Origin of the sequence: Micromonospora sp. NPDC020750, from assembly GCF_044334565.1 — a bacterium.
Classification (GTDB): Bacteria; Actinomycetota; Actinomycetes; order Mycobacteriales; family Micromonosporaceae; genus Micromonospora.
Genome location: NZ_JBIRTH010000009.1, coordinates 254,351 through 270,107, shown reverse-complemented (window position 1 = coordinate 270,107; position 15,757 = coordinate 254,351). Strand labels below are relative to the sequence as shown.

Sequence of the window (15,757 nt, the reverse complement as noted above, 5' to 3'; positions counted from 1 at the left end):
ACGGGCGGTGTGGCGCGGACGGGGCGGCGCGGCGTGGACGGGGTGGGGCGGGCGCTCAGCGGGCGCTCAGGCGATCGACTGCCACCAGCCGTCGACCGCGGGCGGGTCGTCGACCACCACCCGCTCGCCGGGGCGGGGCACGGCCAGCCGCACGTCGCGGGCCTTCGCCTCGGCCCAGATCCGGTCCACCGGCTCCGACCAGTCGTGCAGGGCCAGGTTGAACGTCGCCCAGTGCACCGGGACGAGCAGCCCGCCGCGCAGGTCGAGGTGGGCCGCCACGGCCTCCTCCGGGAACATGTGGATGCCCGGCCACGCCCGGTCGTACGCGCCGATCTGCATCAGCGTGACGTCGAACGGGCCGTGCTCCGCGCCGATCTCGGCGTACCCGTCGAAGTAGCCGGAGTCGCCGGTGTAGAACAGGCGGCGGTGCGCGCCGGCCACCACCCACGAGCTCCACAGCGTGCCGTCGCGGCGCAGCCCCCGGCCGGAGAAGTGCTGGGCGGCGGTGGCGGTGATCGTCAGCGGCCCCACCCGGTGGCTCTCCGACCAGTCCAGCTCGACGATCCGGTGCTCCGGCACACCCCAGCGGTCCAGGTGGGCGCCGACGCCCAGCGGCACCAGGAACGGCGCCGACTGCCCGGCCAGCAGCGCCCGCACGGTGGCCATGTCGAGGTGGTCGTAGTGGTCGTGGGAGATCAGGATCGCGTCCACGGCGGGCAACTCGTCGAGGCCGACCGGGGGCTGGTGCAGCCGCCGCGGCCCGACCAGCGCCGACGGTGAGCACCGGTCGCTCCACACCGGGTCGATCAGCACCCGGTGCCCCTCTATCTCGATCAGCGCCGACGCGTGGCCGTACCAGACGACGTTGAGCTCGCGCTCGGTCGCGGCGGGCGCGTCGGCCGGACGCCGCAGCGGGACGGCGGCGGACGGCCGGCGCCTCTGCTTGCCGAAGATCAGCTCGCGGACCAGGTTGCGGTCGGACGCGCCGGGCGTCGTGCGGGTGCTCGGCCGGTTGTGGAAGGTGCCGTCGCGGAACTGCGGCGAGCGGCCCGCCCGCGCGGCGCGCGCCCCGGTCAGCCGCCCGCCCAGCGCCGCCGGCACGTCCCGCGCCACCCAGGCCAGGCCGGCGAGCGCGGCCAGCCCGGCCGCGCCGCGCAGCCGCCGCCCGAGTGCCCGCGCAACGGCCCGTTCCGCTGGTTCCCCCATCGTGGTGCCCCCTCCGCCGGTGTACCGCCAGTAAACGGTAGTCCGCCGCCGCACCCGCGCGCCGGGTGCCGGTCGGCTCGGCCGCGCGGGTGCCAGGGGCGGGGAGATCGTCGAGTTCGACGGCGGTATGCCCAGGAGGAGGGGCGGGGTGGCCGGGCCTGGTCAGCCGCCGTTGCTCGGCCGCCGCACGGGCGGCCGGTAGGTGGCGCCGCCGCCGGTCAGCCCGTCGACGGTGGCCAGGAAGCTGCGCCCCATCCGGGCCCGGGCCTGCACCGCCGGGTGGGTCGCGCCGAAGTTGTCCGCGTCGGCCTGCCCGTCGGCGAACAGGGCGTACGTCAGCACCGCCGCGCCGGCGGCGTCGAAGATCACCCCGGCCTCGTGCCGGGCGCTGCCGAACCAGCCCGCCTTGGTGGCGATCCGGGCCCGCTGGGCGGAGGACATCTCCCGCCGGATGCCGTCGGTGAACGCGACGGGGGAGCGCAGCAGCCCGAGTAGGAACGCCGTCGAGGACGCCGACAGCAGCGTGCCGGCGACCAGCGCCCGCAGCAGGTCGTGCGCCTCCCGGGGGGTGCTGGTGCCGAGGTAGAACCGGTTCGGGTTGGCCACCGGCTGCACCTGCGTGTTCGGGAAGCCCTTCGCCACCAGGATCTGGTTCAGCTCGGCCGCCGGGCAGACCAGGCCGCAGAGCCGGACGGCGGTGTCGTCGGAGACGGTGAGCAGGTTCGCCAGCGCGTGCCCCAGGGTGACGCTGCTCGGGTACGCGCCGTCCAGGCTGAAGATCCCGTCCCCACCGGGCACCACGATCGACGCCGTCACGTCGACCTGCTGGGCGAGCGTGAGCAGTCCCCGGTCGACCTTGTCCAGCACCGCCGTGGCCACCGCGATCTTGTTCACGCTGTACGCCTCGATCCGGGCGTCCGCCTCGTCGGCGACGGCCACCAGCGGGGCGGCGGACGAGTTGGCGACGGTCACGTACGCCTGCCAGTTGCCGCCGGCCAAGGTGGACTCCTGGGCGTACCTGGCAGCCACCCAGCTCGTGGCCTCGACCGCGTGGGCCGCCCCCCGGGGACGCATGGCGGCGGCGGAGGCCGGCGTGCCGGCGCCGAGCACCGTGCCGGCGGTCGCCACCGTGCCCAGCCCCAGCGCAGCCCTGCGGTTCACCCTGATCGTCATTCGTCTCCCCGTCGGTGGTCGCGGATCATCCGTTCCGCCCGCCACCCTAGGGGAGAAGATTGATTCCGGTGAACCCGAAACCGGTCGCCGGGGCCGGCGACCGACCCGTGACCAACGCCGTACGGGTCACGGCGCGAGCACGACCTTGACGCAGCCGTCCTCCTTCTTCTGGAACATCTGGTACGCCTGCGCCGCCTGCGCCAGCGGCACCCGGTGGGTCCGCAGGTCCTCCACGCCCAGCGGGTCGCCGTCGCCGGAGAGCAGCGGCATGATCTCGTCGGTCCACCGGTGCACGTGACACTGCCCCATCCGAACCTGGACGCCCCGGTCGAACATCTCCATCAGCGGCAGCGGGTCGACCTCCCCGCCGTACACCCCGGAGATCGACACGGTGCCGCCCCGGCGGACCGCCTTCAGCGCGGCGTGCAGCACGGTCAGCCGGTCCACGCCCGCCCTGTCCGTCATGGTCCGGGCCAGCTTGTCCGGCAGCATCCCGGCCGCGGCCTGGGCCAGCTTGCCCGAGGTGGAGCCGTGCGCCTCCATGCCGACCGCGTCGATCACCGCGTCCGGTCCGCGCCCGTCGACCAGGTCGATCAGCGCGTCGGGCACGTTGTCGAGCCGGCTGACGTCGAGCGTCTCGATGCCGTGCCGGCGGGCCATCTCCAGCCGCTCCGGCACCAGGTCCAGCCCGATCACCCGGTCGGCGCCGAGGTGCCGGCCGATCCGGGCGCAGAGCTGCCCCACCGGGCCCAGCCCGAACACCGCGAGGGTGCCGCCGGGCGGGGTGTCGGCGTACCGCACCGCCTGCCAGGCGGTGGGCAGGATGTCGGACAGGTACAGCCAGCGCTCGTCCGGGCCGGTCTCCGGGACCTTGATCGGCCCGAACTGGGCGTGCGGCACCCGCAGGTACTCGGCCTGCCCGCCGGGCACGGAGCCGTACAGCGAGGTGTAGCCGAACAGGGCGGCGCCCTTGCCCTGCGAGGTCACCTGGGTGGTCTCGCACTGGGCGTAGAGCTGCCGGTCGCACATCCAGCAGGAGCCGCAGGAGATGTTGAACGGGATTACCACGCGGTCGCCCGGCTTGAGCCGGGTCACCCCGGGCCCGACCTCCTCGACGATCCCCATCGGCTCGTGGCCCAGCACGTCGCCGGGCTTCAGGTAGGGCCCCAGCACCTCGTACAAGTGCAGGTCGGAGCCGCAGATCGCGGTGGAGGTGATCCGGACGACGGCGTCGGTCGGCTCCTCGATGCGCGGGTCCGGCACCTCCTCGACCCGGACGTCCCGTTTGCCCTGCCAGGTCAGTGCCTTCATGTCTTCCTCGTCCCCTCGTCGGTGCCGCCCCTACAGGGCTGCTACCCGCGTCAGGGCCGTTGAACCGGGGGCGCGGGCACCGGTGGCTCGCACGTCGACCCGGCGAGGGCCTGCTCCGCCTGCGGCTCCCACCGCGTATTGATCTGTCGATATGGAAGATCTACGATGGCCGCCACCGGAGCGCCCACCGGCCACGACACGAGCGAGCATCGGGAGACAACAATGAGCGACGATTCGGAACCGGGCCGCCTACTCGACGCGTCGGCTCGGCGTCGCACCCTCCTCACGGCGCTGGGCGTCGGGATCGGGGTCGGGGTCGTCGGCGTGCCCAGCCCGGCGATGGCGGCGGTCGCCGGCTGGAGCAACCCGACGCTCGGCGCGCTGACGTCCGGATACAAGACCCCCGGCCGCCCCACCCACATGGGCTGGGACGTGGCGAACAGCCAGGGCACCCCGGTCTACGCGACGGCCGCCGGAACGGTCCGGGACATCAGGACCAACTCGTACCCGGGCGACACGTCGAGCGGCCCCCTGGGCGGTCGCACCGGCAACAGCGTCCACCTCAACCACGCCGACAGCTACTTCTCCTACTACGGCCACCTCCACCGGGTGCTGGTCAGCGACGGCCAGCAGGTCAGCTGCGGACAGCTGATCGGCCTGATGGGCACCACCGGCAACTCGACCGGCCCGCACCTGCACTTCGAGATCCACCGACCCCGGCTGACCTCGACGGATCCTCGGGTCTTCCTGGCCAACCGGGGTATCACCCTCGGCTCGACGGCCCCCGTCGGCAGCACCGGCTACCCGAGCGTCAGCCAGGGCGCTTCGGGATGGGTGCCCAAGGTGATCCAGTACCTGGTGCGGGCGCGCGGCATCTCCGTCGTCGTGGACGGCGTCTTCGGGCCGGCCTGCGCCTCGGCGGTCAGGTCGTTCCAGAGTGGCCGAGGGCTCTACGCCGACGGCATGGTCGGCCCGATCACCTGGACGGCCCTCGTCCTGCCCCTGCTTGAGGGCAACTCCGGCGACCTGGTCCGCGGCCTGCAGACCGCGCTCAACGGCCGGGGCGCGGGCCTCGTCGTGGACGGCGGTTTCGGTTCGGTCACCACCAGCGCGGTACGCAGTTTCCAGAGCCGCAACGGTCTCGTCGCCGACGGTCTCGTCGGCCCGGTGACCTGGAGCGTGCTGATCTGATCCGCCACTGACGCCCACCCCCATCCCTCCCCTACGCGCACTTTCACGGAATGTGTGGCATCGGCGCACGCCATGGCCCCGCTTTCCGTGAAAGTGCGCGCACCGGGACCACGCGGGGAGGGGAGGCCCGTCGGTCGTCGGGGTGCGGTCGGGTCAGGAGCCCGGGGTGCCGCCGCCCTTGGCGGTCGCCGTGAGGTAGTCGCGGTTGAGTCGGCCGATGGTGCTCAGCGGGATGCCCTTCGGGCAGACCGCCGTGCACTCGCCGGCGTTGGTGCAGCCGCCGAAGCCGGCCTCGTCGTGCGCGTCGACCATCCCGATCACCCGGGTGTACCGCTCGGGCTGGCCCTGCGGCAGCAGCGAGAGCTGGGTGAGCTTGGCGGCGGTGAAGAGCATGCCGGAGCCGTTCGGGCAGGCCGCCACGCAGGCCCCGCAGCCGATGCAGGCGGCCGAGGAGAATGCGGCGTCCGCGTCGGCCTTGGCCACCGGCGTGGCGTGCGCCTCGGGGGCGCTGCCGGTCGGCGAGGTGATGTACCCGCCGGCGGCGATGATCTTGTCGAAGGCGCCCCGGTCGACCACCAGGTCCTTGATGACCGGGAAGGCGCGGGCCCGCCACGGCTCGATGTCGATCGTGTCGCCGTCGGAGAACTGCCGCATGTGCAGCTGGCACGCGGTGGTGCCGCGCTGCGGCCCGTGCGCGTCGCCGTTGATCATCAGGCCGCACATGCCGCAGATGCCCTCGCGGCAGTCGTGGTCGAACGCCACCGGCTCCTCGCCGGAGAGGATCAGCCGCTCGTTGAGCACGTCGAGCATCTCCAGGAACGACATGTCGGGGGAGACGTCGTCGACCTGGTAGGTCACCATCCGACCCTTGTCCTCGGGGCCGGGCTGGCGCCAGATGCGCAGGGTCAGGTTCACTTGTAGCTCCGCTGCGTCGGGTGCACGTATTCGAACTTCAGGTCTTCCTTGTGCAGCACGGCCGGCTCACCGGCGGCGGTGTACTCCCAGGCCGCCACGTAGGCGAACCGGTCGTCGTCGCGCTGCGCCTCGCCGTCCGGGGTCTGGTGCTCGGCCCGGAAGTGACCGCCGCAGGACTCCTCGCGGTGCAGGGCGTCGACACACATCAGCTCGGCCAGCTCGAAGAAGTCGGCCACCCGGCCGGCCTTCTCCAGCGACTGGTTGAGCCCCTCGCCGTCGCCCGGCACCCGGACCCGCTGCCAGAACTCCTCGCGCAGCGCGCGGATCTCGTCGATCGCCTTGCGCAGCCCGGCCTCGTTGCGTTCCATCCCGCAGTGCTCCCACATGATCTGTCCCAGCTCACGGTGGAACGAGTCGACCGTCCGGTCGCCGTCGACCGCCAGCAGCCGCCGGACGCGATCCTCCACGTCGGCGCGGGCCTCGACCGCCGCCGGGTGGCTGGCGTCGACCTTCTCCAGCGGCCCGGAGGCCAGGTAGTTGGCGATGGTGCTGGGCAGCACGAAGTAGCCGTCGGCCAGGCCCTGCATCAGCGCCGAGGCGCCGAGCCGGTTCGCGCCGTGGTCGGAGAAGTTCGCCTCGCCGATCACGAACAGCCCGGGGATGGTCGACTGGAGGTCGTAGTCGACCCAGAGGCCGCCCATCGTGTAGTGCACGGCGGGGTAGATCCGCATCGGGACCTGGTACGGGTCCTCGCCGGTGATCCGCTCGTACATCTCGAAGAGGTTGCCGTACTTGGCCTCGATGGCCTTGCGGCCGAGCCGGTCGATCGCGTCGGCGAAGTCGAGGTAGACGCCGAGCTTGGTCGGCCCGACACCCCGGCCGGAGTCGCAGACGTTCTTCGCGGCCCGGGAGGCGATGTCCCTGGGCACCAGGTTGCCGAAGGAGGGGTAGATCCGCTCCAGGTAGTAGTCCCGTTCGTCCTCGGGGATGTCCCGGGGCGCGCGGTCGTCGCCGGCGGCCTTCGGCACCCACACCCGGCCGTCGTTGCGCAGCGACTCGCTCATCAGCGTCAGCTTCGACTGGTGGTCGCCGGAGACGGGGATGCAGGTCGGGTGGATCTGGGTGTAGCAGGGGTTGGCGAAGTATGCGCCCTTGCGGTGCGCCCGCCAGGTCGCGGTGACGTTGCAGCCCTTGGCGTTGGTGGAGAGGTAGAAGACGTTGCCGTACCCGCCGGAGGCGAGCACCACCGCGTCGGCCATCTCGGTGCTGATCTCGCCGGTGACCAGGTCCCGGACCACGATGCCCCGGGCCCGTCCGTCGACGACGACCAGCTCCAGCATCTCGTGCCGGGAGTTCATCTCGACGTTGCCCAGGCCGATCTGCCGCTCCAGCGCCTGGTACGCCCCGAGCAGCAACTGCTGGCCCGTCTGGCCCCGGGCGTAGAAGGTGCGCTGCACCTGCGCGCCGCCGAACGAGCGGGTGTCGAGCAGGCCGCCGTACTCGCGGGCGAACGGCACGCCCTGGGCGACGCACTGGTCGATGATGTTGACCGACACCTCGGCCAACCGGTGCACGTTCGACTCCCGGGAGCGGAAGTCGCCGCCCTTGACGGTGTCGTAGAACAGCCGGTGCACCGAGTCGCCGTCATTGCGGTAGTTCTTGGCGGCGTTGATGCCGCCCTGCGCGGCGATCGAGTGGGCCCGGCGCGGGCTGTCCTGGTAGCAGTACGACCTGACGCGATAGCCCTGCTCGGCCAGCGTGGCGGCAGCCGACCCGCCGGCCAGGCCGGTGCCCACCACGATCACCGTCATCTTGCGGCGGTTGGCCGGGTTGACCAGCTTGGCCTCGAAGCGGCGGTTGTCCCAGCGGGCCTCGACCGGGCCGCCGGGAGCCGACGTGTCGGCGATCGGGTCGCCCTCGGTGAACAGATCCATGGTCAGGCCACCAATCCGGTGAGTACGGCGAACGGGACCGCCAGGTAGCCGGCGCAGAGCGCGACGGCGAGGACGAGCGCGGCGGCGCGCGCCCGGCGCTCGCCCCCGGGGGTCTGCTGGCCGAGGCTGCGGAACGCGCTGAACGCGCCGTGGCGCAGGTGGAAGCCGAGCGCCACGATCGCCAGGGTGTAGAAGAGCGTGACGTACCAGCGCTCCGGCGCGAAGTCGGCGACCACGTTGCCGTACGGGTTGCTGGGATCGCCCTTGGGGTTCAGGTGACCGGTGGTCAGGTCCAGGATGTGGTAGATCACGAAGAGCAGGATGATCACCCCACCCCAGCGCATGGTGCGGGCCGCGTAGCTGCCCCGGACCGCCTTGCGGTGGGCGTACTTCACCGGGCGGGCGGCGCGGGCGCGCAGGGCGAGAACCGTGGCGGCGGCGATGTGGCCCAGCACGGCCACCAGCAGCGCTATGCGCTGGATCCACAGGAACCAGGTCGACGGGAGCAGCGGCGTGCCGAGGTCGCGCAGCCAGTGCCCGTAGTGGTCGAACGCGGTCTCGCCGGTGAAGATCTTCAGGTTGCCGAGCATGTGGGCGATCAGGAACAGCATGAGGAGGATGCCCGTCACCGCCATGACGGCCTTCAGGCCGACGTTGGAGCGGATGGGCGACCGAGTTTTCGTGAGTACCACTCGACCGACGCTAGGAGCACTTCGATCAGTCGTCCAATGCATCGACCTCGCAGTCTTGATAGCCGTAGGCTATGTAGATGCAGCTCCATCAGCTCCGCTACTTCGTCGCAGTCGCGGAAGTGCGACATTTCACCCAGGCGGCCGATGTCGTCGGCATAACCCAGCCCTCGTTGAGTAAGCAAATTCACGCCCTGGAGGCCGACCTCGGGGCACCGCTGTTCGAGCGGGTGCGGGGCAACATCGCCCTCACCGCCGCCGGCGAGGTGCTGCTCCCGCTGGCCAGGCGGATCCTCGCCGACGTCGAGACCGCCACCCGCGAGGTCCAGGAACTGGTCGGGCTGCGGCGCGGTCGGGTCCGTCTCGGCGCCACCCCGAGCCTGGCCACCGCGCTCGCCCCGCCGGTGCTGCGCCGGTTCCGCGACGCCCACCCCGCCGTCGACCTGCGGGTGGAGGAGGGCGGTTCGCAGAACCTGGTCCGCGACCTGCTCCGCGGCGACCTCGACCTGGCGTTGATCATCATGCCCGCGCACGGCGCGGATCCGGGGCTGCACACCGAGGAGATCCTGCGGGAGAGCCTGGTGGTGGCCTCGTTGGACGAGGTCCCCGGTACCTCGGCGGCCGGCGAGCTGCGCGTCACCGACCTGCGCGGCCAGCCGCTGGTCATGTTCCGCGAGGGCTACGACCTGCGCGACGCCACCCTCCAGGCGTGCCGGGAGGCCGGCTTCGAGCCCACCCTGTCCGTCGACGGCGGCGAGATGGACGCCGTGCTCAGCTTCGTCGAGGCCGGGCTCGGGGTGGCGCTGGTGCCCGGCATCGTGGTGGCCCGCCGACCCGCCATCCGGGTCACCCGGCTGGCCCCGCCGGGGGTGCGCCGGACCATCGCCGTGGCCCGCCGCCGCGACGTCGTACCCACCCACGCCGGGCGCGAGCTGCGCCGCATCCTGATGGACTACGTGCACACCGCGATCGAGGCGGACGGCCTCCCGCCCGGGGTGGAACCGAGGTGAGGGACCCCGGCCGGGGGAATGGTTGCGACCCTGCCGTCCGCTTGTGCCGTGCTTGAGTTAAATAGTCCTTAAGGGCGTTGTATCAGCCGCGTTGCTCCTGTTGGTCCCCTATGGTGAAGCCTTGCACAGGCACGACGCCCCGTCGGCCTGTCGAAGACGAAGTCGAACGCGCGGGCTTCGCGTGGCAGGGAGGCCACCACATGAGGATCCTGGTTACCGGCGGTGCCGGCTTCATCGGGTCACACTTCGCCCGGAGCCTGCTCAACGGGCGGTACACCGGCTTCGAGGACTGCCACGTGACGGTCCTGGACAAGCTGACCTACGCGAGCGACCGGCACAACCTGCCCGCCAGCCACCCCCGCCTGGCCTTCGTCCGCGGCGACATCTGCGACCGGCCGCTGCTCGCCGACCTGGTCCCCGGGCACGACGCGGTGGTGCACTTCGCCGCCGAATCGCATGTGGACCGCTCCATCGACGACCCGGCCCCGTTCTTCGAGACGAACGTGATGGGCTCGCACCGCCTGATGGCCGCCTGCGCCCGCGCCGGCGTGGGCCGGGTCGTGCACGTCTCCACCGACGAGGTGTACGGGTCGATCACCGACGGCGCGTGGACCGAGCGTTGCGTGCTGGAGCCCAACTCGCCGTACGCGGCGTCGAAGGCCGCGAGCGACCACGTCGTGCGCTCGTACTGGCGCACCTTCGACGTCGACGTGTCGATCACCCGGTGCGCCAACAACTACGGGCCCTACCAGCACGTGGAGAAGGTCATCCCGCGCTTCGTCACCAGCCTGCTCACCGGTGGGGACATCACCCTGCACGGTGACGGCGGCGCGGTCCGGGAGTGGCTGCACGTCGACGACCACTGCCGGGCCATCGCGCTGGTGCTGGGCAAGGGCCGCGCCGGGGAGGTCTACAACATCGGCGGCGACGTCGAGCTGACCAACAAGGCGCTGGCCGAGAAGATCCTGCTGCTCGCCGGGGCCGGCTGGGAGCGGGTGCGGCACGTCGCCGACCGCAAGGTCCAGGACCAGCGGTACTCGCTCGACTACACCAAGATCTCCGACGAGCTCGGCTTCGAGCCGCAGATCCGGTTCGCCGAGGGGCTGTCCGAGGTCTTCCACTGGTACCGGGAGAATCGGGCCTGGTGGGCGCACGCGTACCCGGAGGCCCGCTCCGGCGGCCTGACCAACTCCGTGCGGGGGCTCCCGGTCGGCCGGGCGGTGCCCGCCCCGGTGCACTGACCCGCCGCCAGCACGCCGTCCGGCCCCCGGGCGGTGGTGGCCGTACCGCCCGGGGAAGGGCCGGTCCGACCCTCCCCGGACGGCTCAGCGGCCCTCGGCGTCGTCCATCGCCCGGTAGATCCGCTGCTCGGAGACCGGGTACGGGGTGCCGAGCGCCTGGGCGAACACGTTCACCCGCAGCTCCTCGATCATCCAGCGGATCTGCCGCACCGCCGCCGACTGCCGCCGGCTCGGCGGCAGCGCGGCGAGCAGGTCGGCGTACTCCTTCTGCACCACCGCGATCCGGTCCTGCTGCTGGCGGTCCCGCTGCGGGTTGCCCGGCAGCCGGTCCAGCCGCCGTTCGATGGCGGTCAGGTAGCGCAGCAGGTCGGGTAGGCGGGCGTACCCGGCCTCGGTGATGAAGCCGGCGTGCACCAGGCCGGAGAGCTGGGCCCGGATGTCGGCCAGGGCGGCCACCACGGCCAGGTTCTGGGTCTTGCCGAGCCGCTGCTCGACGGCGTACCCGGCGGCGAGCACCTGCCGCACCCGCCCCATCACCTCGACCACGGTGTCCACCAGGTCGGCGCGGACCCGCTCGCGCAGCGCGGCGAAGCCCTCGGCGTCCCACGCGGGGCCGCCGGCCTCGGCGATCAGCCTGTCGATCGCCGCCCCGGCCGCGTCGGAGATGAGCTGCTGCACGCCGCCGTGCGGGTTGCGGCTCAGCGCCAGCTTCGCCTCGTTGGACAGCCGCCCCTGGAGGAACTTCGCCGGGGAGGGCACGGTCAGCCGCAGCAGCCGCCGGGTGCCGGCCCAGTGCGCGGCGGCCTGCTCGGCCTCGGAGTCGAAGACCTTCACCCCGACCGTCTGCCCCTCGTCGACCAGCGCCGGGTACGCGGTCACCGCGTACCCCGCGCGGACCTGTTCGATGGTGCGCGGCAGCGTGCCGACGCCCCACTGGGTCAGCCCGGTGCGGGCCACCTCCGGCGCGGCGGCGGCCACCACCTGGCGCACCTCCTGGCGGAGCTGGCGTTGCAGGGCCGGCAGGTCCTTGCCCTCGGCGACGGGCTTGTTCTCCTCGTCGAGCACCCGGAAACTGACCCGCAGGTGGGCGGGGAGTTTCGCCGGTTCCCAGGCGTCCCGGGGCACGGTCACCCCGGTCATCCGGCGCAGCTGCCGGGTCAGCGCGTCCAGCAGCGGCTCCTCGCCCGGGGTGATCGCGGCGAGCGCCGCCCGGGCGTAGTCGGGGACCGGGACGAAGTTGCGCCGGACCGGCTTGGGAAGCGACCGGATCAGCGCGATCACCATCTCCTCGCGCAGCCCGGGGACCTGCCAGTCGAAGCTCTCCACCGGCACCTGGTTGAGCAGCGGCAGCGGGATTTCCACGGTCACCCCGTCCGTCGAGGTGCCCGGATCGAAGGTGTACGTCAGCGGGAGGGTGACCCCTTCCGTCCGCCACTCGTCCGGGTAGTCGGCCTCGGCGACCCCGCCCCGGCCGGCGTTGACCAGCAGCTCCCGGGTGAACGTGAGCAGGTCGGGCCGCTCCCGGCGGGTCTGCTTCCACCAGGCGTCGAAGTGCCGACCGGACACCACGTCGGCCGGGATCCGCTCGTCGTAGAACTGGAAGATCGTCTCGTCGTCGACCAGGATGTCCCGCCGTCGGGCCCGGTTCTCCAACTCCGCGATCTCGGTCAGCAGCCGCTGGTTGTCCTGCCAGAAATGGTGGTGGGTCTGCCAGTCGCCCTCGACCAGGGCGTGCCGGATGAACAGCTCCCGGGACAGGGTCGGGTCGATCCGGCCGAAGTTCACCTTCCGGGCGGTGACCAGCGGTACGCCGTACAGGGTGACCTTCTCGTACGCCAGCACCGCCGCCTGCTTCTTCTCCCAGTGCGGCTCGCTGTAGCTGCGCTTGACCAGGTGCTGCGCGAGGGGCTCGACCCACTCCGGCTCGACCCGGCCGGCCACCCGACCCCAGAGCCGGGAGGTCTCCACCAGCTCGGCGGCCATCACCCAGCGCGGCGGCTTCTTGAACAGCGCCGACCCGGGGAACAGGGCGAACTTCGCGCCCCGCGCGCCGAGGTACTCGTGCTTCTGCGGGTCCTTGAGCCCGACGTGGGACAGCAGGCCGGCCAGCAGCGACTGGTGCACCTTCGGGGTGTCGATCTCCTCCGGCAGGTCCGCGGCCGGGCCGCGCCGTCCGCCGTCCGGCCCGGCCTCCTTCGCGCCACGCCCGTTGCGTCCACCGCCGGCCTGATCGGGGGTACGGAGCACCTGGCGGAGCTGGCTGACGATGTCCTGCCACTCGCGCACCCGCAGGTAGTTGAGGTACTCCGCCTTGCACATCCGGCGGAACGCGCTCGACGACAGCTCCCGCTGCTGTTCCCGCAGGTACCGCCACAGGTTCAGCAGCGCGACGAAGTCGGATTCCCGGTCGGCGAACCGGGCGTGCGCCTGGTCGGCCTGGGCCTGCCGCTCCGCCGGCCGCTCGCGCGGGTCCTGGATGGACAGCGCGGCGGCGATCACCATCACCTCGGTGGCGCAGCCGTTGCGCTCGCCCTCGAGGACCATCCGGGCCAGCCGGGGGTCGACCGGGAGCTGGGCCAGCCGCCGGCCCAGCGGGGTGAGCCGCTTGTCCGGGTCGGTCTCGGCCGGGTCGAGCGCGCCCAGCTCGTGCAGCAGGTTCACCCCGTCGGCGACGTTGCGCTTGTCCGGCGGGTCGATGAACGGGAATGCCGCGACGTCGCCCAGCCCGATCGAGGTCATCTGGAGGATGACCGAGGCCAGGTTGGTGCGCAGGATCTCCGGGTCGGTGAACTCCGGGCGGGACAGGAAGTCCGGCTCGTCGTAGAGGCGGATGCAGATGCCGTCCGAGGTGCGCCCGCAGCGGCCCTTACGCTGGTTGGCCGACGCCTGTGACACCGGCTCGATCGGCAGCCGCTGCACCTTCAGCCGGCTGGAGTACCGGGAGATCCGGGCGGTGCCCGGGTCCACCACGTACTTGATGCCGGGCACGGTCAGCGAGGTCTCCGCGACGTTGGTGGCCAGCACCACCCGGCGCCCGGCGTGCGGGGCGAACACCCGGTGTTGCTCGGCGGCGGACAGCCGGGCGTACAGCGGCAGGATCTCGGTGCCGAGCAGCGACCGCTTCCTCTCCACCAACCGGGCCAGCGCGTCGGCGGTGTCCCGGATCTCCCGCTCGCCGGAGAGGAAGACCAGGATGTCGCCCGGCCCCTCGGCGGCCAGCTCCTCCACCGCGTCGCCGATCGCCTGGATCTGGTCGCGGACGTTCTCCTCGTCGTCGGTCTCGTCGGCCTCGGCCTCGGTGACCTCGACCAGCGGCCGGTACCGCAGCTCCACCGGGTACGTCCGTCCGGACACCTCGACCACCGGCGCCGGTCTGCCCTCGGGGTCCGCGAAGTGTTTCGCGAACCGGTCCGTCTCGATGGTCGCCGAGGTGATGATCACCTTGAGGTCGGGTCGGCGGGGGAGGAGCTGCCGCAGGTACCCCAGAATGAAGTCGATGTTGAGGGAGCGCTCGTGCGCCTCGTCGATGATCAGCGTGTCGTACTGGCGCAGCATCCGGTCGGTCTGCAACTCGGCCAGCAGGATGCCGTCGGTCATCAGCTTCACCAGGCTGCGGTCGCCGACCTGGTCGTGGAAGCGGACCTTGTAGCCGACCACGTCGCCCAGCTCGGCGCCCAGCTCCTCGGCGATCCGGTCGGCCACCGTCCGGGCGGCCAGCCGGCGCGGCTGGGTGTGCCCGATCAGCCCGTGCACCCCACGCCCCAGCTCCAGGCAGATCTTCGGCAGCTGGGTGGTCTTGCCGGAACCGGTCTCGCCGGCCACGATCACCACCTGGTGGTCGCGGATCGCGGCGGCGATGTCGTCCCTGCGTTCGCTGACCGGCAGCCCGGCCGGGTAGGTGATCACGGGAACGGCCGCCCGACGGTCGGCGAGCCGCTGCTCGGCCCGGGCCACGTCGGCGGTGATCTCGGTTAGGGCAGCCTCGCGCCGCTGCGGGTCGCGCAGCCGCCGGGCGCCGTCGAGGCGCCGCTGGAGCCGGCGCTGGTCGCGGAACATCAGGGTGGGCAGGCGGCGGTGCAGCTCGCGGACGGTGTCGGACGCGGCGGGTGCGGCGGGAACGGCTGGATTCTGCATGTCGTCGCCAAGGATAGGCAGCCCGAGTGCCGACCGCCCCCCGGTTATCGCCGTCTAGAGTTGACCGCCGACCGACACCGACCGCGGGGACGCCGAGAATGACCATGCGAGACACCGACCGGGCGCTGGTACAGGCCGCCACGGCGGTCGCCAAGCTGCGCTGTCGCAGCGACAACCACACCGTCGCCGCCGCCGCCCGCACCGCCGACGGCCGGGTCTTCACCGGCGTGAACGTCTACCACTTCACCGGTGGGCCGTGCGCCGAGGTGGTCGCGATCGGCGCCGCCGCCACCCAGGGTGCGGGCGAGCTGGAGACGATCGTGGCGGTGGGCGACCGGGGACGGGGGGTCATCCCGCCGTGCGGCCGGTGCCGACAGGTGCTGCTGGACTACTTCCCGTCGATCCGGGTCATCGTCGGCCCGGCGGACGCGCTGCGCGCCGTGCCGGTCGCCGAGCTGCTGCCCACGGAGTACGTCTGGGCCGACCACCAGATCGACGCCGGTGTCGGGGTGCCGACGCCCCGCGAGGACGCCGCCGGCTGACCACCCCGGCGGCCCCCGGCCCCGTGCCGGCCCCGGCTCAGTCGCCCGCCGCCATCTCCAGCATCGACCGGGGGATCGGCACGCCGCCGAACCGGACGTTGCCCTGCGGCACCAGCCAGCTCATCACCCGCACGACGAGCCGGCCGGCCCGGACCGCCGGGTCGTTGCCGTACAGCTCGCGGGCCGCCGCCCGATCGACCGCGAGCACCGCGAAGCCGCGAAGCCGGTCGTCGTCGGGGTCGAGGAAGGGGCCGGCCGCCAGGACGAGGCCCTGCTCCACCAGCCCCGCCTGGTGGGCCAGGTGGGCGTCGCGCAACCGGTCCGCAGCGTCCCGGGGCAGCTCCGGTGCGTCCTCGGGCCAGGCGAGGAGCACGACGGTGTGCTGGTCGAATTCCATGCGACCAGCGTATG

12 protein-coding genes are annotated in these 15,757 nt (G+C 72.4%); 4 read left to right on the top strand and 8 right to left on the bottom strand.

Annotated elements, in window-relative coordinates; translation table 11 throughout:
• Nucleotides 1-66: 66 nt before the first annotated feature.
• The 3 genes from ACH4T9_RS26320 to ACH4T9_RS26310 form a co-directional block, all read right to left on the bottom strand.
• Nucleotides 67-1,206, bottom strand: a complete 1,140-nt coding sequence (locus tag ACH4T9_RS26320; protein WP_396674012.1) for an MBL fold metallo-hydrolase — start codon at nt 1,204-1,206, stop codon at nt 67-69.
• Between the two features lie 162 nt (nt 1,207-1,368).
• On the bottom strand, nt 1,369-2,379 hold the full coding sequence (locus ACH4T9_RS26315; protein WP_396674011.1) for a serine hydrolase: 1,011 nt from the start codon (nt 2,377-2,379) through the stop codon (nt 1,369-1,371).
• A gap of 126 nt (nt 2,380-2,505) precedes the next feature.
• Nucleotides 2,506-3,690, bottom strand: a complete 1,185-nt coding sequence (locus ACH4T9_RS26310; RefSeq protein ID WP_396674010.1) for a zinc-dependent alcohol dehydrogenase — start codon at nt 3,688-3,690, stop codon at nt 2,506-2,508.
• Between the two features lie 222 nt (nt 3,691-3,912).
• On the opposite strand from ACH4T9_RS26310, the gene ACH4T9_RS26305 reads away from it, so the two are divergent.
• Entirely contained in the window at nt 3,913-4,881 is a 969-nt protein-coding gene (locus ACH4T9_RS26305; RefSeq protein ID WP_396674009.1) for a peptidoglycan DD-metalloendopeptidase family protein, read from the top strand.
• Between the two features lie 153 nt (nt 4,882-5,034).
• On the opposite strand, the gene ACH4T9_RS26300 is transcribed toward ACH4T9_RS26305, so the two are convergent.
• From ACH4T9_RS26300 to ACH4T9_RS26290, 3 genes are read right to left on the bottom strand one after another with little or no spacing between them, the layout of a single operon-like run.
• A complete protein-coding gene (locus ACH4T9_RS26300; protein WP_396674008.1) occupies nt 5,035-5,796 on the bottom strand; it encodes a succinate dehydrogenase/fumarate reductase iron-sulfur subunit in 762 nt (253 codons plus the stop codon).
• The gene (locus tag ACH4T9_RS26295) at nt 5,793-7,730 is read right to left on the bottom strand and encodes a fumarate reductase/succinate dehydrogenase flavoprotein subunit (RefSeq protein ID WP_396674007.1); all 1,938 of its coding nucleotides are present in this window, start codon (nt 7,728-7,730) and stop codon (nt 5,793-5,795) included. Before ACH4T9_RS26295 ends, ACH4T9_RS26300 begins: the two co-directional genes overlap by 4 nt.
• Before the next feature lie 2 nt (nt 7,731-7,732).
• The gene (locus ACH4T9_RS26290; protein ID WP_396674006.1) at nt 7,733-8,464 is read right to left on the bottom strand and encodes a succinate dehydrogenase cytochrome b subunit; all 732 of its coding nucleotides are present in this window, start codon (nt 8,462-8,464) and stop codon (nt 7,733-7,735) included.
• A gap of 35 nt (nt 8,465-8,499) precedes the next feature.
• Between ACH4T9_RS26290 and ACH4T9_RS26285 the strand changes: the two genes are divergently transcribed.
• A complete protein-coding gene (locus ACH4T9_RS26285) occupies nt 8,500-9,429 on the top strand; it encodes a LysR family transcriptional regulator (protein ID WP_396674005.1) in 930 nt (309 codons plus the stop codon).
• A 200-nt stretch (nt 9,430-9,629) separates the two neighbouring features.
• Nucleotides 9,630-10,670 carry a dTDP-glucose 4,6-dehydratase gene (gene rfbB / locus ACH4T9_RS26280; protein ID WP_396674004.1) on the top strand — a complete coding sequence of 347 codons (1,041 nt, stop codon included), beginning with the start codon at nt 9,630-9,632 and terminating at the stop codon, nt 10,668-10,670.
• Nucleotides 10,671-10,754: 84 nt separating this feature from the next.
• On the opposite strand, the gene hrpA is transcribed toward rfbB, so the two are convergent.
• A complete protein-coding gene (gene hrpA / locus ACH4T9_RS26275) occupies nt 10,755-14,804 on the bottom strand; it encodes an ATP-dependent RNA helicase HrpA (RefSeq protein ID WP_396674003.1) in 4,050 nt (1,349 codons plus the stop codon).
• 98 nt (nt 14,805-14,902) lie between these two features.
• On the opposite strand from hrpA, the gene ACH4T9_RS26270 reads away from it, so the two are divergent.
• The gene (locus ACH4T9_RS26270) at nt 14,903-15,346 is read left to right on the top strand and encodes a cytidine deaminase family protein (protein WP_396674002.1); all 444 of its coding nucleotides are present in this window, start codon (nt 14,903-14,905) and stop codon (nt 15,344-15,346) included.
• 37 nt (nt 15,347-15,383) lie between these two features.
• Here ACH4T9_RS26270 and ACH4T9_RS26265 read toward each other — a convergent pair whose 3' ends face one another.
• Nucleotides 15,384-15,743, bottom strand: a complete 360-nt coding sequence (locus ACH4T9_RS26265) for a YciI family protein (protein ID WP_396674001.1) — start codon at nt 15,741-15,743, stop codon at nt 15,384-15,386.
• Nucleotides 15,744-15,757: the final 14 nt, after the last annotated feature.

Excerpts from the sequence above, each read along its gene's own strand:
- ACH4T9_RS26285 (WP_396674005.1), top strand. The coding sequence starts at position 8,500 with ATGCAGCTCCATCAGCTCCGCTACTTCGTCGCAGTCGCGGAAGTGCGA.
- ACH4T9_RS26310 (WP_396674010.1), bottom strand. The coding sequence starts at position 3,690 with ATGAAGGCACTGACCTGGCAGGGCAAACGGGACGTCCGGGTCGAGGAG.
- ACH4T9_RS26290 (WP_396674006.1), bottom strand. The coding sequence starts at position 8,464 with ATGCATTGGACGACTGATCGAAGTGCTCCTAGCGTCGGTCGAGTGGTA.
- rfbB (WP_396674004.1), top strand. The coding sequence starts at position 9,630 with ATGAGGATCCTGGTTACCGGCGGTGCCGGCTTCATCGGGTCACACTTC.
- ACH4T9_RS26265 (WP_396674001.1), bottom strand. The coding sequence starts at position 15,743 with ATGGAATTCGACCAGCACACCGTCGTGCTCCTCGCCTGGCCCGAGGAC.
- ACH4T9_RS26320 (WP_396674012.1), bottom strand. The coding sequence starts at position 1,206 with ATGGGGGAACCAGCGGAACGGGCCGTTGCGCGGGCACTCGGGCGGCGG.
- ACH4T9_RS26315 (WP_396674011.1), bottom strand. The coding sequence starts at position 2,379 with ATGACGATCAGGGTGAACCGCAGGGCTGCGCTGGGGCTGGGCACGGTG.
- hrpA (WP_396674003.1), bottom strand. The coding sequence starts at position 14,804 with ATGCAGAATCCAGCCGTTCCCGCCGCACCCGCCGCGTCCGACACCGTC.
- ACH4T9_RS26295 (WP_396674007.1), bottom strand. The coding sequence starts at position 7,730 with ATGGATCTGTTCACCGAGGGCGACCCGATCGCCGACACGTCGGCTCCC.
- ACH4T9_RS26270 (WP_396674002.1), top strand. The coding sequence starts at position 14,903 with ATGACCATGCGAGACACCGACCGGGCGCTGGTACAGGCCGCCACGGCG.
- ACH4T9_RS26305 (WP_396674009.1), top strand. The coding sequence starts at position 3,913 with ATGAGCGACGATTCGGAACCGGGCCGCCTACTCGACGCGTCGGCTCGG.